The sequence below is a fragment of the Flavobacterium psychrotolerans genome (genome assembly GCF_003097635.1).
GTDB classification, from domain to species: Bacteria; Bacteroidota; Bacteroidia; order Flavobacteriales; family Flavobacteriaceae; genus Flavobacterium; species Flavobacterium psychrotolerans.
This window is the reverse complement of record NZ_QCZI01000001.1, coordinates 334,767-361,007: the sequence shown is the minus strand read 5'-3', so window position 1 is coordinate 361,007 and position 26,241 is coordinate 334,767. Positions and strand designations below refer to the sequence as shown.

Genomic DNA, 26,241 nt, shown 5'->3' with positions numbered 1-26,241 from the left:
TCGTATAAAGTTATGTTTTTAATAATTATAATGCATAAAAAAAGTGCCTCCATTTGAGAAGGCACTTTTTAATGAGTCGGAATTATAATGCTATTTTTAGATTAAAGCAGTTTTAACAGTTTTAACAATTCTTGCAGCAATTTTGTAAGGATCACCGTTTGAAGCAGGTCTTCTGTCCTCTAACCATCCTTTCCATCCTTTTTGAACAGTCATTAAAGGAATACGGATTGAACATCCTCTATCAGAAACTCCGTATGAGAAATCATGAATAGAAGCCGTTTCATGCTTGCCGGTTAAACGTTGCTCGTTATAAGCACCATAAACAGCAATATGTTCTTCTACAACTGGTCGGAAAGCTTCACATATTTTTTCGTATGTTGCTTGATCTCCACATGTTCTTAAAACTTCATTAGAGAAGTTAGCGTGCATACCTGAACCATTCCAATCGGTATCTCCTAATGGTTTTGGGTGGTATTCAATATAATAACCATATTTTTCAGTCAAACGATCTAATAAATATCGGGCAATCCATATTTCATCACCTGCTTTTTTAGCACCTTGGGCAAATAATTGAAATTCCCATTGGCCACAAGCAACTTCTTGATTGATACCTTCAAAGTTAATTCCGGCAGCGATACATAAATCGGCATGCTCTTCTACTAGTTGTCTTCCGTGAGTGTTTTTACCACCTACTGAACAGTAGTACATCCCTTGTGGAGCTGGGTAGCCTCCTATTGGAAATCCTAGAGGTAATAATGTTTTTGTATCCATAATGAAATACTCTTGTTCGAAACCGAACCAGAAATCCCCATCGTCATCAATAGTAGCTCTACCGTTAGAAGAGTGTGGAGTACCATCTGCATACATAACTTCGGTCATCACCAAGTATCCGTTGATGCGGGTTGGATCTGGATAAATAGCAACAGGGATTAATAAACAATCAGATGAGCCTCCTTCAGCTTGCTTCGTAGATGAACCATCAAAAGACCAGTTTCCGATTTCTTCTAAAGTTCCTTTGAAGTTTTCGTGCTCTTCAACTTTAGTTTTACTTCTAAGATTTTGAGTTGGTTCGTATCCATCTAACCAAATGTACTCTAATTTTATTTTAGCCATGATAATATTAATTAATTTGTTGTTATATTTTATGCAAATATAAAATAAAAGCACATATGCGTAAATGATTAGGGTTAAATATGTGTTTATTGTCCTCACTTTTATGAATACCCTATTTTTGTGGGGGTTAAATTTTGAATCTGTTATATTTTTTATGTTAAAAATAATAATTACCTTTGGTAAAAAACTACTACATTATGTCAACATTACGATTTCAAGCTTTAAAAGAAGCTTCAACTAGAAAATTAGTTCAATTTGAGGAGGCCGACAAAAAATCAATTCTTTTTGGTTCAAATGTATTTAATGACAAAGCAATGAGACAATATTTGACTCCGGATGCTTTTAAAGGTGTGCAAGGTGCTGTTCAACATGGAACTAAAATAGACAGAAAATTAGCGGATTACATTGCGATGGGTATGAAAGAGTGGGCTTTGGCTAAAGGCGTTACACATTATACGCACTGGTTTCAACCACTTACTGGAGCAACTGCCGAAAAACACGATGCGTTTTTTGAAACCTCTTACGACGGTAGCGATCCAGTAGAAAAATTTGGAGGCGGGCAATTGGTGCAACAAGAACCAGATGCTTCCAGTTTTCCGAATGGAGGAATCAGAAACACATTTGAAGCAAGAGGTTATACCGCTTGGGATCCTACATCTCCGGCATTTATATATGGAACGACATTATGTATTCCGACCGTATTTATCTCCTACACAGGAGAAGCATTAGACAATAAAATTCCTTTATTGAGAGCTTTGTCTGCAATGGATGAAGCTGCAACCGAAGTATGTAAATATTTTGACAAAAGCGTAAAAAAGGTTACTGCAACTTTAGGGTGGGAACAAGAATATTTCTTAATCGATAAATCATTGGCTAATTCTCGTCCCGATTTAATGATGACCGGAAGAACATTGTTAGGACATACTTCTGCAAAAGGACAACAATTAGATGACCATTATTTTGGCTCTATTCCAACCCGTGCATTAACATACATGAGGGATTTGGAACAAGAATGTATGTTGTTGGGAATTCCGGTAAAAACACGTCACAATGAAGTGGCACCAAATCAATTTGAATTAGCCCCTATTTTTGAAGAAACAAATTTAGCGGTAGATCACAACTGCTTGTTGATGGATGTAATGCAAAAAGTGGCGGAACGTCATGATTTGAAAGTCTTGTTGCACGAAAAACCTTTTAAAGGGGTAAACGGTTCAGGGAAACATAATAATTGGTCTTTAGCAACTGATACAGGGGTTAATTTATTGAGCCCAAGTAAAACACCAATGAGCAATTTGCAGTTTTTAACTTTTTTTATCAATACCATCAAAGCGGTTAATGATTATGAAGCCCTGTTAAGAGGAGCAATTGCAACGGCTAGTAATGACCATAGGTTAGGGGCCAATGAAGCACCACCAGCAATTATCTCAGTATTTATAGGTGAACAATTGACAAAAGTTTTGGCTGAATTGGAAGGTGTAACTCACGGGAAATTGTCCCCAGAAGAAAAAACAGATTTAAAATTAAATGTTGTGGGTAAAATTCCCGACGTTCTTTTAGATAATACTGATAGAAATAGAACTTCGCCATTTGCATTTACGGGTAATAAATTTGAGTTTAGAGCCGTAGGTTCTTCAGCAAACTGTTCCAATGCAATGACAACCTTAAATACTATTGTAGCGAAACAATTAAAAGATTTTAAAATTGAAGTAGATGCTTTGATTGACTCTAAAGGGTTGAAAAAAGATGAAGCTATTTTTAATGTTTTAAGAGAATATATCAAATTATCTAAAAAAATCCTTTTTGAAGGCGACGGGTATAGCGAAGCATGGGAAATCGAAGCAGGGAAAAGAGGTCTAAGCAATTTTAAAACAACTCCCGAAGCATTGAAAGCGAGAGCTTCTAAACAAGCTTTGGATTTGTTTTCTGAAATGGGTATCATGAACCATATTGAAGTGGAAGCCCGTTACGAAATCGAATTGGAAGAATATACTAAGAAAATACAAATTGAAGGTAGAGTTTTAGGGGATCTTTCTCAAAATCATGTCATTCCAACCGCTATTCGTTACCAAAACACCTTGATTGAAAATGTAAAAGGGTTGAAAGAAATTTTTGGGTCCGAATTTGAAAAAATCGGAAAAGAGCAAATTATCCTTATTAGAGAAATTTCCGGACATATTGAAGGTATCAATTCTAAAGTAGAAGCAATGACTAACGAAAGAAAGAAAGCAAACAATTTGACCGATGCCCATAAAATGGCAGAAGCGTATTGTAATAATGTAAAACCTTATTTTGAAATCATCAGAAACCACTGTGATAAATTAGAGTTGTTGGTGGATGACGAAACTTGGACTTTGACTAAATATAGAGAGTTATTGTTTACAAAATAATCTTTCATGTGATTAAATTTAAACCTGATTTGTTGCAAAACAGATCAGGTTTTTTTTGTAATATATTTTCCGTAACTTTCGATATTCAATAAACACAAAATGAAATCTATTTTCGGTCTGCTATTTTGCATCATTTCCACCACTATTGTCTTTGCACAGGAACAGTTTTCGGTTTATTTTGATAGCAATAAACATGAGTTGAATTCAAAGGAGAAAGACAATCTAAATCAATGGGTTTCTTCTAATTCCTTGGTTAAAATAGTTGGCATTGATGGGTTTTGCGATGAAGACGGAACAAACGGCTTTAATGATTCATTGGCTAAAAGCAGGATTGACTTTGTTTATGATTATATTAAAAATAAAGTAAAAATCAGAGAAGATTTTAAAACAAGAAGTTTCGGTAAATTGCATACTTTGTCAAAAATTAAAGCTGAAAACCGAAAAGTAACCTTATTTTATATTGAATCCAAAGATTTGAATCGGGAAAATGAAATTTTAGGCATCAAAGAAGAGCCGTTAATATTGCCCAAAGTAAGGATAAAATATCCTGAAAAATTAGTCTTTGATAACCCCAACGGAACCCAGTCTGCATACCAGCTTGATGTGGCTTTTATGCAAAAAGTGGATGAAGCGCAAGTGGGAGAAAAATTAAAACTCGAAAACCTGATTTTTCAAATTAATACCTATATTGTGGCTTCTGCTTCAAAAGGAAAAATGTATGAATTACTGCTGGTTTTGAAAAACAATCCCAATCTAAAAATTGAAATCCAAGGCCATTTGTGTTGTATGCCAAACGACCGACTCGATTTGTCAACGCAAAGGGCGAAAGCCATTAATAATTTTTTAGTTGCAAATGGCATCAATGAAAATAGGCTGACCTTTAAAGGGTTTGGAAGTACTCATCCCATTTTTCCATTGCCTGAAAAAGATGAGGCACAGCGTTCCGCAAACAGAAGAGTAGAAATTATGATTGTTGCCAATTAACAAATGCCAACTTTTTGAATCAATGTAATAAGAATGAAATATTTGCTGTTTTTTTTGTTTTTTTATTCCGCTTCCCTTTTCGCCCAAGAGCAATTGGAAGTTTTTTTTGATTTTAATAAATCGGAAATTAATGCGGTTGCAAAGCAAAAGTTAGAGTCTTGGATTTCCGAGAATAAAGATATTGAGGTTTCTAAAATTTATGGCTTTTGCGACTGGAAAGGCACTAATCCTTATAATGACACCCTGTCTTTAAAAAGGGTGGGCGTGGTGTATGATTTTTTGATAAATAATAAAATTAACGTACTGGAGAATTATGAAGTACGGGGATTTGGGGAGGATTTTAAACAGTCCAAGGTGCAGTCTGAAAATAGAAAGGTCATCGTTTTTTTTCAAAAAAAGAAAATAATTAATTTGGTACCCGAGGAGGGAAAAACTTTAGACGAAAGAGTGAAAACTGCAAAAGTGGGCGATGTTATCATTCTTAAAAACATTTATTTTAAAAATCGTTCTCCAAGGATTGTTCCCGAATCTAAAGCAACATTATATGAATTATTGTGTGCTATGGAAGATAACCCAAATCTTAAAATCCAAATTCAAGGGCATATTTGTTGTCAATTGGTTGGCGATTTTGAGGATATTTCCACGTTAAGGGCTAGAGCTGTTTACATTTTTTTGCTTCAAAATAAAATAAATCGGAAAAGACTTTCCTATAAAGGATTTGGGATTACAAAACCGATTCATCCCATCCCAGAAAAAACAGAGCAGGAAGCAAATGAAAACCGTCGTGTTGAAATTTTGATTTTAGAAAACTAATATCAAATATCTGCAATCTACAATCTGCAATTTGTAATCTTTCTCTATCTTTGCTCACAACAATCTACCTGTCGGCAGACAGGCACAACTAACTACAACAAATGAGTTCAGATACTTCAAAACGATATGCCCTTCGTGGTGTTTCGGCTTCTAAAGAAGATGTTCATAACGCAATAAAAAACATCGATAAAGGTTTATTTCCCCACGCTTTTTGTAAAATTGTCCCCGATTATTTGACCCAAGACGAGGGCTATTGTCTCATTATGCATGCCGATGGGGCGGGAACAAAATCGTCCTTAGCCTATATGTATTGGAAAGAAACAGGCGACATTTCTGTTTGGAAAGGTATTGCCCAAGACGCGTTAATCATGAATATCGACGATTTGTTGTGCGTTGGCGCCACAGATAACATTATGTTATCCTCCACCATTGGGAGAAATAAAAACCTGATTCCCGCCGAAGTGATTTCTGCCATTATTAACGGAACCGAAGAACTCATTGCCGAACTGAAAACCTTTGGAGTGACTATTCATTCCACAGGAGGGGAAACCGCCGATGTAGGAGACATTGTTCGTACCATCATCGTTGATTCTACCGTCACGGCCAGAATGAAACGTAGTGAAGTCATTGACAATGCTAATATTCATGCGGGTGACGTGATTGTAGGGTTGGCTTCTTTTGGTCAGGCCAAATATGAAAATGCCTATAACGGAGGTATGGGGAGCAACGGACTAACGTCGGCAAGACATGACGTTTTTGACAATTATCTCGCCCAAAAGTATCCTGAGAGTTTCGATGCGCAAGTCCCGAGCGAATTGGTGTATTCTGGCAAAGTAAAACTGACTGATGAGGTGGAAAATTCCCCAATAGACGCTGGTAAATTAGTGCTTTCACCTACGAGAACTTATGCACCTATTATTAAAACTATTTTATCCAATTTTACTTCAAAAGAAATACATGGCATGGTGCATTGCAGTGGCGGTGCGCAAACTAAAATTTTGCATTTTGTAGAAAACCTCCATATAATTAAAGACAATTTATTCCCGGTTCCACCTTTGTTTCAATTGATTCAAGAGCAATCCCAAACAGACTGGAAAGAAATGTACCAAGTTTTTAACTGCGGTCATCGGATGGAATTGTATGTCCCTGTAAGTGTTGCAAATGATATTATCGACATTTCAAAATCCTTTGGCGTTGATGCACAAATTGTAGGTCGAGTAGAGTCTTCTCCTTCAAAAAGATTGACTATAAGCAGCGAATACGGTATTTTTGAATATTGATTCATGCTGATAGGTATATTTATATCATGGGATACTTACAGAAAATAGGAATCATTTGGAAATAATTAATTTTCTTGTCAAAAATTTTTTTTTAAATTAGTTTTATTTTTAATATATTCCAAAAATGTTTCAAGTAATTGAGGCATTTTTTTTTCTTTTAAAAAAAGAACAAATCACTTATGTGTCATTTTACATCATTTACTAAAAAACAGTAATCACTTATATATCTAAAAGTTGTATAGTTAATTTTTTATTTTAAGTTTGTAACCTAAAATATAAAATTATGTTAAGAAAAATTATTCTTGTTGCAATTATTATAACTACTTTTTCCGGATTCTCTCAAACGATTACTTTTTCAGATCCTAATTTAAAGGCGGCACTTTTAGGAGCTAATGTAAACAACACAACCGCTAAAAATTTATCTTCCAATTTCTTTACTATTGATGCGAATCATAATGGAGAGATAGAAGTAAATGAGGCAATAGCCGTTAGCTATTTATATCTTCAAGATTTATCCCTAACTTCTACTATAGGCATGGAATATTTTACTAATCTTACGAATTTGAATGTTAATTACAATCAATTGAATGCCCTAGATATTTCTTCATTAACAAAATTAATAGAATTGAATTGTACTCATAATCAATTAACAAAGTTGGAATTGAAAACAGCGGTATTGTTGAAAAAATTAAATTGTGAATACAACTTAATTGATACAATTACTTTTGATTATAATTCTTTACTAACAGATATTTCAGTAGACAATAATAAAATAGTATCACTTTCTTTATCAGGCTTGAACAGTTTAATAAATCTTGATTGCAGTAGCAATCAAATCAGCAATTGTTATATAGGAGGAATCATTCCTAATCTTCAAGTCTTTAATTGTTCGTCTAACCAATTAACCAGTTTAAATTTAACCCAATTATCAAAATTAATCACACTTTTATGTAATGACAACAAAATCAATACATTGGATGTAAGCATGTTGTATGATTTGACTGTTTTAAATTGTGAGAAGAATGTATTAAAACAATTGTATTTTACTGGTTTAGGAACTTTACAAGAACTCAACTGTGGAAACAATCAGTTAAACGCCTTAATCGTTTCGGGATTAATAAATGTTAAAAAATTAGACTGCAACAACAATCAATTAACAACGCTTGATTGTTCAAAATTAGCAAAATTGGAACATTTGTATGTGTATAATAATTTACTAACAGATTTAAATGTTCAAAATCTATCTAATTTACAATATATAAATTGTAATGTAAATAATTTAGCCTCAATAACTTTAACAGGACTAAAAAGTTTGCAAACATTTTATTGTTCTAGTAATAAATTAACACAATTAGATTTTAGTAGTTTTTTAAATTTACAAAATATTGTTTGCGACTTCAATAAACTAACGGTATTAAATTTGAAAAATGGAATATTAAAATCAACTTTAGACTTTAGTTCAAACCCAACTTTAAAATACATATGTGTGGATAATTTTGAATGGGATGTTGTTCAAACTGCTCTAAATCAATTGCAGTATTCAAATTGTGAAGTGAATTCATATTGTACATTAGTTCCAGGTGGCGTCTATTATACAATCACAGGAGCGACGAAATATGACTCTAATAAAAACGGATGCGATGCCAGTGATGGAATTGTTGCCAATCAAAAATTTACTTTATCCGATGGGGCCAATATAGTTGATTATGTAGCCAATAAAACAGGGAGTTTTAGTTTTCCTGTTGCAGCAGGAACATATACCTTGTCACCTGAATTCGAAAATACTACTTCTTTTAACGCTACACCAGCCACTACTTCGGTTGTTTTTCCTAATACAAGCAGTACTTTCAATCAAGATCAATGCGTTTCTACGGCGAGTAATTTTTCTGATTTGGAAATTGTTATGTTTCCCACAAATGCAGCAATTCCGGGAGGTTTAGCATCTTATAAAATTATTTTAAAAAACAAAGGAAATTATACCCAATCGGGAACTGTGAAATTATTGTATAACACGAAAGCAGTCGCGAGTATTTATTCTACAAACCCGACTAGTACAACAAAATTTTTAGGAGAAATCGATTGGAATTTTTCTAATTTAGCCCCATTTGCCTACAATAGATATACAGTCACATTTAAATTAAATACATCCTCAGCATCAAGTCCAGTAAAAGTAGATGATGTTGTGTCACACCAAGCAAGTTTTACAACAACTCCAACAGATCAGAATGTTAAAGATAATGTATTTACAATAAACCATACCGTTGAAAACACTGCAACTACAAACAAGTTGATTTGTTTGGAAGGTACTTCAATTGGCGGGACAAGTATAGGAGATTACATTCATTATGTAATTCACTATAAAAATACAGGAACATCAAGCGTTAAAAATTTAGTGATAAAAACCGTTCTGGACACGAATTCTTTTGATCCAAGTACTTTAGAATGGACTGAAGCATCAGAAAGTGGGGTTACTAAAATTTCAAAAGGGAATACAGTTGAATTTATTTATGAAAATATAAATTTCCCGGTTGCGGCTGAGGGATATTTAGCTTATAAAATTAAAACTTTACAAACTCTTAAATCAGGAGATAAAATATCTAATTCTGCTGAAATTTATATGGATTTAAATAAACGGATTCAAACTAATATTACAAGCACAACCATTCAAACGCTTGGTATTTCAACTTTTGACTCTTCAGAATTATTTTATGTTTATCCTAATCCTACAAAAGATATTTTGCATTTAAAAGTAAATGAGAAGGATGCTATTAAAAATTATATTATTTATTCCGTAGTTGGGCAAGAATTAATAAAAAGCGAGGTTGTTAATGAAAATGCGATTAATGTTTCTTCATTGCTATCAGGAAATTATATTATTAGAATGACCACCAATAATGGAACTCTAACTAAAATGTTTCTGAAAGAGTAAAGAAGCTTCTTTTTCATGACGCTGTTTAATAAAAAGAAGAAATAAAGCATTGATTTATAGACTAGGTTGTGGATTTGCAAATAATAAGTTAAATTACATTTTATAATTATTAAATTCTTTAATGGTTTTGTAATTTATGTTATTATTTCTTGCCAAGTATTCTTTTAATTGAATTTCTATCTCAAACTTTCAGGAATTAAATCCCAAAAATAAATACCTTTGAAAAAAAATCAATAGACATGAAAATCAATTTAAAATCCGGAATAGACCAACTCCTGTTCGGAATGAAACAAAGTGACGTTACTGCTATTTATGGTAAACCGGACAGGAATTATAAGGACGAGGACGACAACGTGATTTTTGCCTATAATGTCCTAAAGATGCGTTTGACATTCTATAAGGACGAAGCGTTAAAATTGGGATATGTTGTGGCTTCCAGCCCGGACTTAGACCTACTCGGGATTCACATAATTGGTAAAAATATCCGCGAGGCCAAAAAGGAATTGGACGAAAAAGGATTAGCAAAATTTACCCAGGAGGAATTCGATACGTTCGAAAACTATTTTAACGAAGACCATTGGCTTATCCTTCAAACGGAATTTGAGGAGGTCGTGAAGGTAGAACTTGGAGCTATCATTAATAGTAAAGACGAATTTGACTGGAAGTTTTAGAGTGCAGATTTATGATTTGACTGGAAATAAAAAAGGCGTAAAAGAAAAATCTTTCACGCCTTTTTTATGTTACGTCCACTGTTTTATTTCTTCTCTGGCAATGTTTCAATCAATTCTACTTCAAAAATGATATTGGCATTGGGTGGAATTACATTTCCGGCTCCGTGTTCTCCATATCCCAAGTTAGATGGGATGAAGAGAATGGCTTTGTCACCAAAAGACATTCCGCTGAGACCTTCGAGGAACCCAGGAATCAAACCGTCTTTTTTACCAGATGGGAAAGGGAAGGGTTGGTATCCGTTTTGGGCAGCTCTGTTGGCATCATATTTTCCGTATGTTTTTGCTACTTCCTCGATGCTGCTATCAAAAAGGCTTCCGTCTTCTAAATAGCCAGCATAATGAATGTAAACGGTTGATCCTTCAACCGGTTTTTTGCCAGAACCAGTCTGAATGATCTTAGTTTCCAGACCAGTTGCCGATTTTGTTGCTGTTGCTTTTGCTGCGGCTAGGTATTTTACTTTGTCCGCTTTTACGGATGCATATTTTTCGTCATACACTTTTTTAGCTTCAGCTTCTACGACAGCTTGTTTGGCTCTGTTTTCAGCATCAATAGCGGCTTGTTTTTTCTGGTCTTCGGCTTTGTTGCCAAAGTAATCGGTGAATACTTTTACGGCATCAAACTTTTTGGCTTCGGCTCCTTTTCTGATAATCGTTACTTTCTTGATGACATCATCTTGGGCAATTGCATTTACTACATCCATTCCCGAAGTAACATACCCAAAAATAGTATGTTTTCCATTTAACCAAGGCGTGTCTTTGTGGGTGATGAAAAATTGACTGCTGTTTGTTGCTGGACCAGAATTGGCCATAGCTAGGATTCCACCTTTGTCAAATTTCATTTCAGGAATAAATTCATCCTTGAAACTATAGCCGCAGCCTCCAGATCCATTTCCTGCAGGGTCTCCACCTTGAATCATAAAGTCTTTAATTACTCTGTGAAACTTTAATCCGTCATAAAAAGGTTTTCCTTTTAGTTTTTCGTCGGTCACAAAAGTGTTTTTTCCTTCTGCTAATGCTATAAAGTTGGCAACAGTAACGGGTGTTTTTTTGTATTCCAGTTGTACTGTGATTTTTCCTTTGCTGGTTTCGAATTCCGCAAAGATACCTTCGGTCGAAGCTGCAGTAGTATTTGCTTTTTTAACTTGAATACCTTTAGTTGGTTTTTTAGCAGCAACTGGTTTTTTAGTATTTTGGGCATACCCACTTATCATTCCTAAAAATAATAAAACGATAACTTTTAATTTCATTTTTCGTTGTTTAAAATTCCTTACTTATTTCGCAATTGCAGGGATTTTCAGGTTTTTTCCCTCGTGTTATTTTTTATTAATTCCCCATTTTTGAGATTCTTATTTTCTTTATATTATTGTTGGGGCATGGCCTCTAAAAGCTCGACTTCAAAAATAATATTGGCATTTGGAGGAATCACTCCGCCAGCACCTTGAGCCCCGTAACCCAAATTAGATGGGATGAATAAAACGGCTTTATCTCCAAAACTCATTTTGTCTAATCCTTCTATGAATCCGGGAATCATTCCGTCCTTTTTTCCCGCCTGAAACGGAATTGGAATATATTGTCTGGCATCGGCTCTTTGTTGGTCAAATTTTCCGAAGGCAGTCGCTACCTCGGCTACACTGCTATCAAACAAGTCTCCGTTTTCCAAAAAACCGGAATAATGAATGAAAACTGGAGTTCCGTTTGCCGGTTTTTTACCTTTTTTTGTTGAAATGATTTTATATTTTAATCCTGTTGCCGATTGGGTTGCCATTTTTTTGATGCCTTCAAAATAGGCTACTTTTTTCGCCTTAACGGCCTTGTACTTTGCTTCGTAAAGGATTTTATTTTCAGCATCAATTTGGGCTTGCTTCTTTAAATTTTCGGATTCATGTGTGAAGAAATCCGTGAAAATTTTAACGGCATCAAATTTCTTGGCTCCTTCTCCTTTTTGGAGAATGGTAATTTTTTGGATAATATCTTCTTGTTCAATTTTATTGACAATGTCCATTCCGTTTTCAACCACTTGCCCAAAAATGGTATGCTTACCGTCAAGCCAAGGTGTAGCTATATGTGTGATAAAAAATTGGCTGCTGTTGGTTCCCGGACCGGAATTGGCCATTGCTAAAATTCCGCCTTTATCGAATCTTAAATCGGTAATTTCATCTCTAAATTTATAACCCGTATCTCCTGTGCCATCACCTAGGGGATCTCCACCTTGAATCATGAAATCTTTAATGACACGGTGGAATTTTAATCCGTCAAAGAAAGGTTTTCCTTTAAATTGCTCGCTAACAAAAGTGTTTTTGCCCTCGGCCAAACTCACGAAATTAGCGACCGTTATTGGTGCTTTTTGGTAATCAAGTTGTACCACAATGTTGCCTTTGCTGGTTTCAATATCTGCATATAACCCATCAGGCAGTTTGTCGTGTTCCTCCTTGCAAGAACAAAATGTAGCTGCTGCAATTAGGAGTAGAAGAATCTGTTTTTTCATTTTTAAATTAATTATTATTCAGTTGTTATTTTGGTCTGTTTCACCAGTTCGCTGTTTTGACTCGTCTCTGGCGCAAAATCATTTAGCGTTACAGTGCAAATTAAGGGTTGGTTGTGCCCAATTCTCCGGTCATCTCCATGGTATCCATATCCAACGTGAGATGGAAATAGAAATGTTACGGTTTCATTTTTACGCATCAATTTTATTCCATGTCTTAAACCCATGATGATTTTCTGTTCTTTATCCACATGATAAGTTTGTGGTCTTAGCTCCAATTCAGAATAAATCACATTGCCATCTAGGTCTTTTATTTCATAGTTAAAATGGGCGATATCCCCTTTTTTTGGACGAATGCTATCTTGTGTGTTTTTAATTTCATAGCGATACCAATATCCTTTGTCAGAAGCGATATATTGAATTGCAGGATTACTTTTTATGATAGAATCAATTTTAGCTTCTTCTCCTGAAATTAGTTTTTTATTTCGGATCACAGATTCTTTAAGGAAGGTTCCCGAAGATTGTGAAATGGGTCTGCGCGCCTGCTGTTGTTGTGAACAACACGAAAGTAATACGCCACAGAATACCATAATAACTACTTGTTTCATGTATTTCATGTTGATTATATTTTTATCTGGGTAATCAGTTTTTCAAATTTGGCAATGGTATCTTTTAGAGATAGATTCGATTTTCCTCCCGCAGCATTGATATGTCCACCACCACTGAAATGTTCACGGGCAAATTGATTGACATCAAAATCGCCTTGAGAACGGAACGAAATTTTTATGATTTTTTCATCTTTATGTTCAATAAAAATTGCGGCAAAGTGAATGCCTTTTATGGTCAATCCGTAATTTACGATTCCTTCAGTATCTCCTTTTACATAATGAAATGTGTCCAGCTCTTCTTGCGAAAGCGAAATGTAAGTGGTTTTGTACTCTGGAAACACCTTCATGTTTTGCAACGCTTTTCCCAATAATTGCAATCGGTCGTATGAATTGTTGTCGAAAAGCAAAGTTGGTATAGTGGTGTTTTCAGCACCCAAATCTATTAAATCGGCAATAATTCGATGGGTTGTTCCGGTGGTTTTTGGAAATCGGAAGGATCCGGAATCGGTTAAAATTCCAGTGTAAATACACGTGGCAATAGTTTGGTCTAATTGGTCTTTTTTACCCAAAAGGGAAATAAAATTATAAATCATCTCACAGGTAGAACCAAAGTTGGTGTCCGAATACGTAAACTGTGCAAAATCATCCGGACTTTGATGATGGTCAATCATGACAAAAGTGGTTTGCAGTTTGTTTAAAACGTGCTCCATTTCGCCCGTGCGATGCAAAGCATTAAAATCTAAAGTAAAAATCAGTTCTGATTCTTGCAGCATTTTAGTGGTATTTTCTTTGTCTTTTTCAAAAATCAATACCTTATCTGAACCTGGTAACCACGCTAAAAAATCAGGAAACTCATTAGGGGCAATGACGACCGGTTTGTGATTTAATTTCAATAAAAAATGGTATAATGCCAATGTAGAACCCATAGCATCCCCATCGGGGCTTCGGTGTGGTATTATCGCTATTTTTTTTGGCGTTGAAAGTAATAACCCTAATGCTTCAATGTCTTCCTTTTTCATAGGTTGCGAATTTACATTTTTTTAGCCTAATCTTGAAAACATTTAAGAATAATCTAAGATTTCCAATTCTATAAATCTTCTAAATTTGAACCACGCCATTTTTGGTATAAGACATGTTTAGGACCTTTTACAATTTGCGAGCCGTAAATACCCATAGAACCTGAAAAAAAGTAGGATAGTACACAAGCAATCGCAATGTAAATGCCACTTTCTAATCCAAATAATTCCATTCCCATAACTGTACAGGCAATAGGAGTATGGGTAGCTCCAGAGAAAACGGCTACGAATCCCATTCCTGCCAAAAGGGCTATGGGTAAAGGAATAAAAACGGACAATGCGCTTCCTAAAGTGGCTCCTATGAAAAAAAGAGGTGTCACTTCTCCGCCTTTAAAACCCGCTCCAAGCGTAAATCCAGTAAATAGAATTTTGAGAATAAAATCGTAATTAGCATTTGCGTTTTGGAAGGCATCCACAATTGTGGGAACTCCCAATCCAATATATTTTGTGGTTCCGATGACGTAAATGCTCATTGCTAAGATTGCTCCACCAACAAACGGTCGGAGTGGAGGGTAAGCTATAAATTTTGAAAAGAGGCGGTGCCAAAAGTGGGTAGATTTGGAAAATAACATGGCTGCCAATCCGAATAAAATTCCAACAATGCTTATCCAAAACAGATTCAAGGGAGAGATATCAGGAACTGTGGGGATGAAATAATGGGTATGTTGTACGTGCAAAAATTCAACTACATAATAAGCGATATATGCCACTAAAAAAGAAGTCAGGATGCTTTTTAAATTAATTTTACTGAAGTACAAAACCTCCAAAGCAAACAAAGCACCAGCTAATGGAGTTCCGAAAACCGAAGCAAACCCTGCACTAATTCCCAGTATTAAGATGGTTTTTCGTTCGGAATTATCCAGTTTAAAAATAGTTGTAAACTGATCGGCAATGGAACTGCTCATTTGCACCGCCGTTCCTTCACGACCTGCGGAACCTCCCAAAAGATGAGTGATTAATGTGCCAATTAAAACTAAAGGCACCATGAGTAACGGAATAGTTTTTTGAGGATTCTCGTATTCTTCCAGTATGAGATTATTGCCTTTTACGGCAGTTTTCCCGTAATAATGATACATCAAACCAATGAATAGCCCGCCAAGTGGAAGCAATCCAATAAGCCAGAAATTGTTTTCCCTGAAAGTGGTTACCCAATTTAAGGAAACCAAAAAGAATGCCGATACAGAACCTGAAAGGATACCAATAATCAAACTAATCAGTATCCATTTGAAAATGGAGCGAACAGAAAAATTTTCAGAAGAAGAATTCAAATCTATGTAGTTTAAAAAAATAAAAGTAATCAAAATACATCATAAAAAAACCTATCAAAATGACAGGTTTTCTATGAATTGTTTTCGAGAGTTATTTTGTGGTTGCAATAACAAAGTTCAGTTTCAATTTAACGCCCATTTGCATTAAATCGACTAAATCTTGCACTTTGTTATCGGCAGGAACGCGAACTACAACTACTTTGTCATTTGCCGCAGTAGTCATATCGTTTAATGTCTGCTCCAATTGTTCAAAAGGAACCTGCACTTTATTGATATAATAGATTTTGTCTTCCGTAACCGATAAACTAATATGGTCTTTGTTTGTTGTTTCGTTTGACTTGGCTTTTGGTAAAGTCAGTTTGATCACATTGGGGTTGGCCAAGGTGGAGATAATCAGGAAAAACAAAAACAAGAAGAACATGATGTCGCTTAAAGACGAAGTTGGAATTTCAGCGTGAAAACGTTTGTTTCTTTTAATTGCCATTTTGTGGTTCTTGTATTATACTGATGATTTCTAAGGTTTGTTTTTGCACTTTCAAAGCAAAACCGTCAATCATCATATTAAACAAATGGTAAGCGGAATAAGCAACAACACCTACAACCAATCCAGCACCACTACTAATCATTTTTTCGTATAACCCTCCGGAAATGGTTTGGATATTCAAGTTTCCTGTGTTAGAAATGGTATGAAAAATTTTGATAACCCCCGAAATGGTTCCGATAAATCCAAGAATTGGGGCAATTCCCGAAATCAATCCAAGATAAGTCAGACCTTTTTCCATTTGGGCAATTTCAATGTTTGCCGTTTTTTCCATCACGGATTCTATTTCGCCAATTGGTCTTCCGATAATAGAGATTCCACTTCTCAAAATATTTCCCGAGGCGGTATTTTCTCTGCTACAAAGCATAATGGCGTTGTCCAGTTTCCCAGTTTTTAGTTGCATTTTGATATCATTTAATAAATTGACATCTTGTTTAGCCGCTTTTTTAATAGACAAATAGCGTTCGATAATTACATATACACAAAAGAATAGTAAAAGGATTAGCGGGAAAATCATTACCCCACCTTTTAATAAAAACTCTAAATAGGATATATTTTCTGTAACGCTAACTTCAGTACTCGCTGGATTTGCGACGGCATTAGCGATAGTGTCAGTGACAGGATTGGCTTGCAATATAAAATTTAAAATTACCATAGAAATTGTAGTTGTTTATTACGTTTACAAAAGTGCATAAATTTTTAAAAAACTCACTCAAAAAAAATTTTTTTTTTCAAAAGATGCTGTTTTATTTCACTATAATGTAACGTAATTTTTTAATAATAAGTGTCAGTCCTATAAAATAATAAAAAAAAGACTAATTTTATAGGTATTATTTTAAATTTCGAATATAAAAGTTATTTTTGCGCATGCAACACAACGTACTTATTTTAGACTTCGGATCGCAATACACACAACTAATTGCCCGAAGAGTTCGCGAATTAAATATATTTTGCGAAATTTTCCCATACAATCATTTTCCAAGTGATTTATCCAGTTACAAAGCGGTCATTCTTTCCGGAAGTCCGTTTTCTGTTCGTGCCGATGATGTGCTACATCCTGATTTGTCTGAAATTCGGGGTAAATTGCCTTTGCTTTCGGTTTGTTACGGAGCGCAATATTTAGCCCATTTTAGTGGTGGCGAAGTGGCTCCATCGGATACTAGAGAATACGGAAGAGCAAATTTATCATACATAAAAGGTGGGGAAACTTTCTTCGAAAATATTTCTGAAAATTCCCAAGTTTGGATGTCCCATAGTGATACTATTAAAGAATTGCCTACAAACGGAGTTCGATTGGCAAGCACGCACGATGTCGAAAATGCTGCCTATAAAATAGAAGGGGAGACAACATATGCCATACAGTTTCATCCTGAAGTGTATCATTCAACCGATGGAAAACAGCTATTGGAAAACTTTTTGGTCAAGATTGCCCATGTTCCACAAAACTTTACCCCCAATGCTTTTGTTGGAGAAATGGTGGCTGAATTAAAGGAGAAGTTGCAAAATGACAAAGTGGTTTTAGGACTTTCTGGTGGTGTCGATTCAACAGTTGCTGCAGTGTTATTGCATCAGGCAATCGGTAAAAATTTGTATTGCATTTTTGTGAACAATGGTTTGTTGCGCAAAAATGAATTTGAAAACGTACTCGACCAATACAAACACATGGGGTTGAACGTGAAAGGAGTCGATGCCTCTTCTCGTTTCTTGGATGAACTGGCAGATATAAGCGATCCTGAAACCAAAAGAAAAATTATCGGACGTGTTTTTATCGAAGTTTTTGATGATGAATCGCACCTTCTTGAGGATGTGAAGTGGTTGGCCCAAGGAACTATTTATCCAGATGTGATAGAATCGGTTTCGGTAAAAGGACCCTCGGCTACCATCAAATCGCATCACAATGTTGGTGGATTACCCGATTATATGAAATTAAAAATCGTGGAGCCATTGCGCATGCTTTTTAAAGATGAGGTTCGCAGAGTAGGAGCAACATTAGGAATAGATGCTGAATTATTAGGAAGACATCCTTTTCCAGGACCTGGATTATCGATACGAATTTTAGGTGATATTACTTTAGAAAAAGTTCGTATATTGCAAGAAGTTGACGCGGTATTTATTGATGGATTGAAATCTTGGGGTTTATACGATAAAGTTTGGCAAGCCGGCGCCATTTTGCTTCCCGTAAATAGCGTGGGAGTTATGGGTGACGAACGCACGTATGAAAAAGTTGTGGCTCTTAGAGCGGTTGAATCTACGGACGGAATGACTGCCGACTGGGTTCATTTACCATATGATTTCCTGATGAAAGTGTCCAATGATATTATAAATAAGGTGAAAGGCGTGAATAGAGTGGTATATGACATCAGCTCAAAACCACCTGCAACAATAGAATGGGAATAATTTAATAATTTTTTATAACATATGAAGAAGCTTATACTGTTTTTTTTCTTGATGACGATTAGTCTCAATGGGTTTAGTCAAAATTCAAAGAAGAATCAAGAAGTTGATATTATCGACCATGAAGTGCAATTGGGAGAATCGGTTAAGATGCTTTCTAAGAAATACTTGACGGATCCTTCAGAAATTTACAGATTAAATAAATTTGCGGTTGATGGAATTAGCCAAGGCATGATTTTGAAGATCCCTGTTCCAAGAAAAGAAGTTGTGGTGGTTGAAGAAACGAATTTAAACAATGCTCCCGAACCCGTTTCTCCTCCAGTCATAAAAAAGGTTGTGAAAGAAGTGCCAGTCGTAAAACGGACAGTTGAAAAAGAAAAAGTGAATGCGGAGAAAGTGATTGCGGAAAAAGAAAAACCGATTGTAGTTTCTTCGGATAATTTTTCGGAAATTAGCCATACCGTTGAGCCTAAGGAAACGCTTTACAGTATATCAAGAAAATACAATGTTCCTGTGGATGAAATCAAGTCTAGCAATCAAAAAATGTTAATTAATGGTTTGAAAATAGGCCAGGTCATTATAATTCCTTCAACAAAAGGTTCTGCTGGTAATGATGTTGTGAGCTCAGTAATAGAGCCGGCGAGTTCTGTTTCTAAAGTCGTTGTTCCTCAAGAACAAGTTGCGGGAAACAACATTACACATAAAGTGGAGCCAAAAGAAACCTTGTATAGTTTATCTAAAAAATACAATGTAACGGTTGATGAAATCAAGCAACAAAATAAAGTGCTATTGCAAAAAGGTTTGCAAGTAGGACAGCTATTGACAATAAATAAAAGTAACTAATAAATCAATTTAAATTGACTAACCTAACCATTAAACCAGTAAAAAGTGTAAGAATGAATCGAATTCTCGTTTCTTTCCTAGTAATTTATTTAATTTCCTTTTCGCTTTTTGCGCAAGACAACAGTTTTTTAAAACACACTGTTTTAAAAGGGGAAACAATTACACATATTGCCGCAAAGTATAAGGTTACCCCATTTGATATTTACAGGTTGAATCCAGATTCCCAAGCAGGAATTAAGGAAAATGACGTTATTTTAATTCCCACTTCAATTCAAAAGGAAAGCACTTTTAAAACGCACATTGTAAAATCTAAAGAAACGCTTTACAGCATATCTAGGGATTATAATGTAAACGTATTTGAGTTAAAGACACTTAATGAAGATATCTTAAAAGACGGCTTAAAAACAGGGCAAACGATTAAAATTCCAACGAATGAAGCAGTGGCTTTAGTCTCGGAAAAAAAAGCTCCCCAGCCTACTGAAACCGCAATCAAGAAAACTGAAAAAGTTTCAGTAACAGTGCCTGAAAAGGTAATTTTCCACGTTGTTGAGCCAGGAGAAACAAAATTTGGAATTGCAAAAAAATACGGAATTAGTGTTCAGGAATTAGAACAAAAAAATCCAGCAATAGTTTCTAATTTAACCGTAGGTTATAAATTAATTATTGACGCAAGCAATGTGAAATCCGAAATTGTTAATCATCAAGTAGAGCAAATAGCAAATCCTGTCGAGAAATTAGTAGTTCCTGAATTCTCTTCAACGACCGAATACGCAAAAAATCCTAAAAAATATGCATTTGCTAATTATGAAGTAAAACCAAAGGAAACATTTTACAGTTTGACACAATTATTTCATTTAACTCAGGAGGAATTGATTCTTATGAATCCCTCTTTGGCAGATGGAGTAAAAGAAGGAATGATACTTAAAGTCCCAGGAAAAGGGTCTATTACGCTAGTAGCTCCTCCTATTTCGAATGCTAAATTTGTCGATTTGTCGAAAACAATAAAAAAAGAGGATAAGAAACAATTGGTTTTATTGCTTCCCTTCAATGCTTCAAGAATTCAAGGAGACACGTTGAAAACAATGGCAATACGATTAAAGAAGGATGCTTTTTTGAATATGACACTTGATTTTTATTCTGGAGCGTTAATTGCAATTGACTCGGCTAAAACTTTAGGGTTAAATATTGATGTGAAGATATTTGATTCCGAAGAAAGCAAAATATCTTCCAATGTGGATAATGTTGTTCAAGTTAATAACCTTCAAAATGCCGATGCTATAATAGGACCATTTTATCAACAATATGTTGAAAAAGTAGCAGAGCTATTAAAAGACAAAAACGTTCCGGTGATTTCTCCGTTATCAAAAGAGATTGGAAAATCATATAGTAATTTATATCAAGCCATGCCACCGAGCGATTTTGCAAAAAGTGCTATGTTTGATTTTATGTTGGCTAAACACGGAAATATTATTGTAGTTAGTGACCCGAAAAAAACATCTAATAAAGAGTTTATTTCCAAAAAATGTCCTTCGGCAAAATTCGTTGCAATCACCGAAACGGGTGCTTTGGATATCATAAACTTGAAGTCACTCTTAGAAAAAGACAAGTTGAATTATGTGGTCATGGATTCTGAAAGAACGGTAATGATTATAGAAACTACAAATGCGTTGCTTAATGAATTGGCTAATTCCCAAATTCAAATGGTGATTATCGAACCAAATCAAACATTAGATTTTGATGAAATTTCATTAAAGCGACTTACCATTCTAAAAATGCTTTATCCTTCTCTTACTCGTGACAATGATTCTTCTGGCGCGGCCATTTTTGAAAAAGAATATAAAGAAAAAAACAAAATCTTTCCAAGTCAATTTGCCACACGAGGTTTTGATGTCACTTTAGATACCATGTTGCGATTGTCTCAGGGGAAAACATTTGAAACTTCCGTTAATGAGGATAATACACAACAAGTGGAAAGTAAATTTGAATACGTTAAAAAGAATTCCAATGGGTATGTAAATAAGGGGGTTTATATCATGCAATATGAAGAAGATTTATCTGTAAAACAAGTAAATTAATGACCTCAAAAATAACCTATTTAGGCGATTTAAGAACGTCGTCCATACATTTGCAGTCTGGTACCGAAATCCTTTCAGACGCACCAATTGACAATAACGGAAAAGGCGAGGCTTTCTCTCCAACTGATTTAGTGGCCAATGCTTTGGGGAGTTGTATGATGACACTTATGGGAATAAAAGCCCGCGATATGAACGTTTCAATAAGCGATTCAATTGCTTCGGTAAATAAAATCATGCAAGCAGAACCAAGAAGAATCAACGCTATCGAAATTGTATTTGACATGAATTATTCCCCAGATGATAAAACCAAAATCATTCTGGAAAGAGCTGCAATGACCTGTCCCGTTTTTTTGAGTTTACATCCTGAAATCGACAAGAGAATCACTTTTAATTGGAAATAATTCTTTAGAATCTTTGCGAAAAACTTTGAGTTCTTTGCGGTAAAAAATCAATTTTGAATCCAGATCAAAAGCAACTCATCCAATTAGCCCACACTAAAATGCCTTTTGGCAAATACGAAGGCTGGCACCTTATTGATTTGCCCGAATATTATGTCGTTTGGTATAACAACAAAGGCTTCCCAAAGGGACAATTGGGCGAACAACTCCAACTCATTTATGAACTCAAATTAAATGGATTGGAAGAATTAATTCGGAACATCAGAAAGAAGTACCCTAAGCCATAAAATGGATTGTTAGACATCATGTACAAATTATATGGTCAATAAACAAGGAGGAATTAATTTTTCTGAAAATCCAACAATCTAAAAATCTAAAAATCGAATTATAATCGTATTTTTGCCACGTTTTATAAAATGCCTAATAGGGTAATGATATTTCTTTGGGCGTTTTTAGAAAAACAACACAACAACAAATAAAAACAGAATGAATCAAACAAAATATATTTTTGTTACTGGCGGTGTGACTTCTTCCCTCGGAAAAGGAATTATTGCCGCTTCCTTGGCAAAATTATTGCAAGCAAGAGGGTATAGAACGACTATTCAAAAATTTGATCCATATATCAATGTCGATCCAGGAACATTAAATCCTTATGAACACGGTGAATGTTATGTTACCGATGATGGTGCCGAAACGGATTTGGATTTAGGGCATTACGAACGTTTTCTGAATGTTGCAACTTCACAGGCCAATAATGTAACTACAGGAAGGGTTTATCTTTCCGTGATTGAAAAAGAACGAAGAGGTGAATTTCTAGGGAAGACGGTACAAGTCGTTCCGCACATCACTAATGAAATTAAAGAACGCATGCAATTGCTGGGTAATTCTGGTGATTACGATATTGTAATTACTGAAATTGGTGGGACTGTTGGTGATATTGAATCCTTGCCATACATTGAATCCGTTCGACAATTGGTATGGGAATTGGGCGAAAATAACGGTATCGTTATTCATTTAACTCTAGTTCCATATTTAGCCGCTGCGGGAGAATTAAAAACAAAACCAACACAACATTCCGTAAAAACCTTAATGGAAAGCGGAATAAAAGCGGATATATTAGTTTGTAGAACAGAGCATGAAATATCGGATGAATTGCGTCAAAAATTAGCCCTGTTTTGCAATGTGAAACGGGAAGCCGTAATTCAATCCATCGATGCTTCAACAATTTATGAAGTACCTAATTTGATGCTCGAAGAAGGTCTTGATGTAGTCGCTTTGAAAAAATTAAATTTGCCTAAAAAAGCAGCTCCCGATTTAAAAAACTGGAATACTTTTTTGCACAGACTGAAAAATCCAAAACATACCGTAAATATTGGATTGATTGGGAAATATGTAGAATTGCAGGATTCTTACAAGTCAATCTTAGAAGCATTTATTCATGCGGGTGCAACAAATGAGACCAAAGTAAACGTCGTTTCCGTTCATTCCGAATATATTGATTCCGAAAATGTAGCTGAAAAGTTGGCTGGACTAGACGGGATTTTAGTAGCTCCAGGTTTTGGAGAACGAGGTATAGAAGGAAAAATCGAGGCAGTACGCTATGCCCGAGAAAATAAGTTACCATTTTTTGGAATTTGTCTCGGAATGCAAATGGCAGTTATAGAATATTCCAGAAATGTGTTGGGTTTGAAAGATGCCAATTCAACCGAAATGAATCAAGGAACAGCGCATCCTGTTATTGATTTGATGGAAGAACAAAAAGACATTACGGACAAAGGGGGAACCATGCGTTTAGGAGCCTGGAAATGTGACATACTACCAGATACGTTAGCTTATAAAATATACGGGAAAACCAATATTTTGGAACGCCATCGCCATCGATACGAATTTAACGGTGATTATTTGGCACGATTGGAAAATGCAGGATTAAAGGCTTCTGGAGTCAATCCAGATACGGGATTGGTAGAGATTATCGAGATAGAAAACCATCCGTTTTTTATTGGTGTGCAATACCATCCAGAATATAAGAGTACGGTTGCCAATCCGCACCCATTATTCGTTAGTTTTGTGGGGGCAATGGTAAAAAATAAAAAATTAGGAGCGAAATAGGAGGATGAATTAAGAGATGCAATCGGGGCTAGGGGAGAAATGGAGCCGCCCACTTATAAATTAATAGTAATAAACAGTGCTTATCGCTTAAAGCCAACTGCTTAAAGCAAAAAATAAAAAATAATGAACGAAAAAAAATTAGATCTTAATTCTATTATCGGTTTTGTGTTGATTTTTGGAATTATAGTTTGGATTATGTACAATAATCAACCTTCTCAAAAAGAGATTGCGGCCGAAAAAGCTAAAAAAGAGCAAGTACTTCAAAAAGAAAATGAAGCCAAAGTTCCAGCAAAACAAATTGCATCAACAGTGATGGATACCACAGCTAGCGATTCATTGCAATTGTCAAAACTAAAATCTACTTTGGGTAATTTCGCTTATTCTGCAACGCTTCCCTCTGCCAAGGAATCATTTACTACCCTTGAAAATAATTTGGTAAGCATAAAAATAGCGAACAAAGGTGGTTATATTGTTGCCGCAAAATTAAAGAGTTTCGAACGGTTCAAGAAAGGTTCTGGGCAATTAGTTGAACTCATAAAAGACAATAATGCGGATTTAAATATTAATTTGCAAACGCAGGATAATAGAACATTAGAAACCAAAAATCTGTTTTTTGAACCTGAATTAACTAAAGTTGGCGAGAATCAAATTTTAACCATGCGCTTGAAATCTGGTGCAAATGAATTTTTGGAATACAAATATGTATTGAAACCTAATGATTATATGATTGGTTTTGATATTCGTTCGCAAGGTTTGAGTAAAGTTTTAAACACTTCAAAACCCTTGGATCTAGTATGGAATTTGAAAGCCTACAGAAACGAGAAAAGCATTTCTTACGAAGATCGTTACGCCGATATTCGCTACGAATATGAAGACGGAAAGGATAACAATGTTGGACTTGGAAAAGACAAAGAAGAAAATCCTGAAAAAGTAAGTTATATCGCTTTCAAACAACATTTTTTTACTTCTATTTTATTGACTGAAAAACCATTTGAAAAAGCTAAATTACATTCTAATGATTTAGTGCTTAATCAGGAAACCGATACCATTTTTACCAAACAATTTAATGCTACAATTCCTCTAGTATTCAATAATGGTGAAGTGGATTATAAAATGAATTGGTATTTTGGACCAACAGATTATAAAACATTAAAAGCGTATGATAAAAATCTAGACAAGATTATTCCTTTAGGTTGGGGAATTTTCGGGTGGATTAATAAATTTATTTTTATTCCATTATTCGGATTTTTAAGTTCTTACATTGCTTACGGAATTGCAATTATCGTATTTACGATTTTAATAAAAATTGCGATGTCTCCTATAACATATAAGTCTTTCCTTTCTCAAGCTAAAATGAAAGTGTTACGGCCAGAAATTGCAGAATTGGGAGAAAAATTCAAAAAAGACCCAATGAAAAAACAACAAGAGACAATGAAATTATACAATAAGGCAGGGGTTAATCCTATGGCCGGATGTATACCTGCATTGATACAAATTCCATTCATGTATGCCTCGTTTCAGTTTTTTCCATCGGCTTTCGAGTTAAGACAAAAAAGTTTTCTTTGGGCAGACGACTTGTCTTCTTTTGACCAAGTGGTAAAATTACCGTTCCATATCCCATTGTATGGAGACCATATTAGTTTGTTTCCGATACTTGCTGCAGTTGCTATTTTCTTTTATATGAAGATGACATCTGGCGATCAACAAATGGCAGCACCGCAACAAGAAGGAATGCCAGATATGGCAAAAATGATGAAAATCATGATTTATGTATCTCCAATTATGATGTTGGTTTTCTTTAATACGTATGGTGCTGGATTGAGTTTGTATAATTTTATTTCTAATTTAATTACTATTGGAATTATGTTAGTAATAAAAAATTATATTATCGATAGCGATAAAATTCATGCTCAAATTCAAGAGAATAAATTGAAAGAGCCTAAAAAACAAGGCAAGTTTCAACAAAAACTTCAAGAAGTAATGCAGCAGGCTGAAGAGCAAAAAGCACAACAAAAGAAAAAGTAATAAAATGGCTCTCTTAAAAAAGTTTGGGAGAGGTCTTGAATTTATACAATAAAGTAAATGGATTTTAGGTAATGTAGTCAAAAATAGTTGGTAATTTTTCATTTTAGATTAGTTAGATTTCCTGTCAAATTGTAGAGGACATTGACTCTGCTGAGAGAAGTAACCAATTAGCTATAGGTTAGATT

21 protein-coding genes are annotated in these 26,241 nt (G+C 34.9%); 13 read left to right on the top strand and 8 right to left on the bottom strand.

Translation table 11 applies throughout. The annotated features are described in order from the left end of the window. Nucleotides 1-96 precede the first annotated feature (96 nt). Nucleotides 97-1,113, bottom strand: a complete 1,017-nt coding sequence (locus tag DB895_RS01595; RefSeq protein ID WP_116723583.1) for a glutamine synthetase beta-grasp domain-containing protein — start codon at nucleotides 1,111-1,113, stop codon at nucleotides 97-99. Nucleotides 1,114-1,310: 197 nt separating this feature from the next. Between DB895_RS01595 and DB895_RS01590 the strand changes: the two genes are divergently transcribed. The 6 genes from DB895_RS01590 (at nucleotide 1,311) to DB895_RS01565 (ending at nucleotide 10,177) form a co-directional block, all read left to right on the top strand. Further along, nucleotides 1,311-3,500: a glutamine synthetase III family protein gene (locus DB895_RS01590; protein ID WP_116723582.1), complete on the top strand. Its 2,190-nt coding sequence runs from the start codon at nucleotides 1,311-1,313 to the stop codon at nucleotides 3,498-3,500. Between the two features lie 99 nt (nucleotides 3,501-3,599). Continuing rightward, complete coding sequence (locus DB895_RS01585) at nucleotides 3,600-4,484, top strand: OmpA family protein (protein WP_116723581.1); 885 nt, start codon at nucleotides 3,600-3,602, stop codon at nucleotides 4,482-4,484. A gap of 33 nt (nucleotides 4,485-4,517) precedes the next feature. Then, nucleotides 4,518-5,297, top strand: coding sequence for an OmpA family protein (locus DB895_RS01580; RefSeq protein WP_116723580.1), 780 nt, complete (start codon nucleotides 4,518-4,520; stop codon nucleotides 5,295-5,297). Between the two features lie 101 nt (nucleotides 5,298-5,398). After that, complete coding sequence (locus tag DB895_RS01575; RefSeq protein WP_116723579.1) at nucleotides 5,399-6,577, top strand: AIR synthase related protein; 1,179 nt, start codon at nucleotides 5,399-5,401, stop codon at nucleotides 6,575-6,577. A 283-nt stretch (nucleotides 6,578-6,860) separates the two neighbouring features. Then, the gene (locus DB895_RS01570) at nucleotides 6,861-9,506 is read left to right on the top strand and encodes a DUF7619 domain-containing protein (protein ID WP_116723578.1); all 2,646 of its coding nucleotides are present in this window, start codon (nucleotides 6,861-6,863) and stop codon (nucleotides 9,504-9,506) included. A 239-nt stretch (nucleotides 9,507-9,745) separates the two neighbouring features. Then, nucleotides 9,746-10,177 (top strand): hypothetical protein, encoded by a 432-nt coding sequence (locus tag DB895_RS01565; RefSeq protein ID WP_116723577.1) that lies wholly within the window; start codon nucleotides 9,746-9,748, stop codon nucleotides 10,175-10,177. An 83-nt stretch (nucleotides 10,178-10,260) separates the two neighbouring features. Here the strand turns inward: DB895_RS01565 and DB895_RS01560 are convergent, their stop codons facing one another. The 7 genes from DB895_RS01560 to DB895_RS01530 form a co-directional block, all read right to left on the bottom strand. Further along, the gene (locus tag DB895_RS01560; protein WP_116723576.1) at nucleotides 10,261-11,484 is read right to left on the bottom strand and encodes a peptidylprolyl isomerase; all 1,224 of its coding nucleotides are present in this window, start codon (nucleotides 11,482-11,484) and stop codon (nucleotides 10,261-10,263) included. Nucleotides 11,485-11,597: 113 nt separating this feature from the next. Continuing rightward, entirely contained in the window at nucleotides 11,598-12,722 is a 1,125-nt protein-coding gene (locus tag DB895_RS01555; protein ID WP_116723575.1) for a peptidylprolyl isomerase, read from the bottom strand. Nucleotides 12,723-12,736: 14 nt separating this feature from the next. Next, on the bottom strand, nucleotides 12,737-13,327 hold the full coding sequence (gene gldI, locus DB895_RS01550; protein WP_243694609.1) for a gliding motility-associated peptidyl-prolyl isomerase GldI: 591 nt from the start codon (nucleotides 13,325-13,327) through the stop codon (nucleotides 12,737-12,739). Between the two features lie 14 nt (nucleotides 13,328-13,341). Continuing rightward, nucleotides 13,342-14,346: a DHH family phosphoesterase gene (locus DB895_RS01545; protein WP_116723573.1), complete on the bottom strand. Its 1,005-nt coding sequence runs from the start codon at nucleotides 14,344-14,346 to the stop codon at nucleotides 13,342-13,344. Between the two features lie 68 nt (nucleotides 14,347-14,414). After that, on the bottom strand, nucleotides 14,415-15,671 hold the full coding sequence (locus DB895_RS01540) for a voltage-gated chloride channel family protein (protein ID WP_116723659.1): 1,257 nt from the start codon (nucleotides 15,669-15,671) through the stop codon (nucleotides 14,415-14,417). A gap of 91 nt (nucleotides 15,672-15,762) precedes the next feature. Next, nucleotides 15,763-16,155 (bottom strand): ExbD/TolR family protein, encoded by a 393-nt coding sequence (locus DB895_RS01535; RefSeq protein ID WP_116723572.1) that lies wholly within the window; start codon nucleotides 16,153-16,155, stop codon nucleotides 15,763-15,765. After that, a complete protein-coding gene (locus DB895_RS01530) occupies nucleotides 16,145-16,867 on the bottom strand; it encodes a MotA/TolQ/ExbB proton channel family protein (RefSeq protein ID WP_317046082.1) in 723 nt (240 codons plus the stop codon). The genes DB895_RS01535 and DB895_RS01530 overlap by 11 nt, the downstream gene beginning before the upstream one ends. 212 nt (nucleotides 16,868-17,079) lie before the next feature. On the opposite strand from DB895_RS01530, the gene guaA reads away from it, so the two are divergent. The 7 genes from guaA (at nucleotide 17,080) to yidC (ending at nucleotide 26,056) form a co-directional block, all read left to right on the top strand. Further along, nucleotides 17,080-18,609, top strand: coding sequence for a glutamine-hydrolyzing GMP synthase (gene guaA, locus DB895_RS01525; RefSeq protein WP_116723571.1), 1,530 nt, complete (start codon nucleotides 17,080-17,082; stop codon nucleotides 18,607-18,609). Between the two features lie 21 nt (nucleotides 18,610-18,630). Continuing rightward, nucleotides 18,631-19,449 (top strand): LysM peptidoglycan-binding domain-containing protein, encoded by an 819-nt coding sequence (locus DB895_RS01520; RefSeq protein ID WP_116723570.1) that lies wholly within the window; start codon nucleotides 18,631-18,633, stop codon nucleotides 19,447-19,449. 53 nt (nucleotides 19,450-19,502) lie between these two features. Next, nucleotides 19,503-21,524, top strand: a complete 2,022-nt coding sequence (locus tag DB895_RS01515) for a LysM peptidoglycan-binding domain-containing protein (RefSeq protein ID WP_116723569.1) — start codon at nucleotides 19,503-19,505, stop codon at nucleotides 21,522-21,524. After that, nucleotides 21,524-21,925, top strand: coding sequence for an OsmC family protein (locus DB895_RS01510; RefSeq protein WP_116723568.1), 402 nt, complete (start codon nucleotides 21,524-21,526; stop codon nucleotides 21,923-21,925). The genes DB895_RS01515 and DB895_RS01510 overlap by 1 nt, the downstream gene beginning before the upstream one ends. A gap of 53 nt (nucleotides 21,926-21,978) precedes the next feature. Continuing rightward, nucleotides 21,979-22,209 (top strand): DUF3820 family protein, encoded by a 231-nt coding sequence (locus tag DB895_RS01505; protein WP_116723567.1) that lies wholly within the window; start codon nucleotides 21,979-21,981, stop codon nucleotides 22,207-22,209. A gap of 199 nt (nucleotides 22,210-22,408) precedes the next feature. Further along, a complete protein-coding gene (locus DB895_RS01500) occupies nucleotides 22,409-24,031 on the top strand; it encodes a CTP synthase (protein ID WP_116723566.1) in 1,623 nt (540 codons plus the stop codon). A 123-nt stretch (nucleotides 24,032-24,154) separates the two neighbouring features. Next, on the top strand, nucleotides 24,155-26,056 hold the full coding sequence (gene yidC / locus DB895_RS01495) for a membrane protein insertase YidC (RefSeq protein ID WP_116723565.1): 1,902 nt from the start codon (nucleotides 24,155-24,157) through the stop codon (nucleotides 26,054-26,056). Nucleotides 26,057-26,241: the final 185 nt, after the last annotated feature.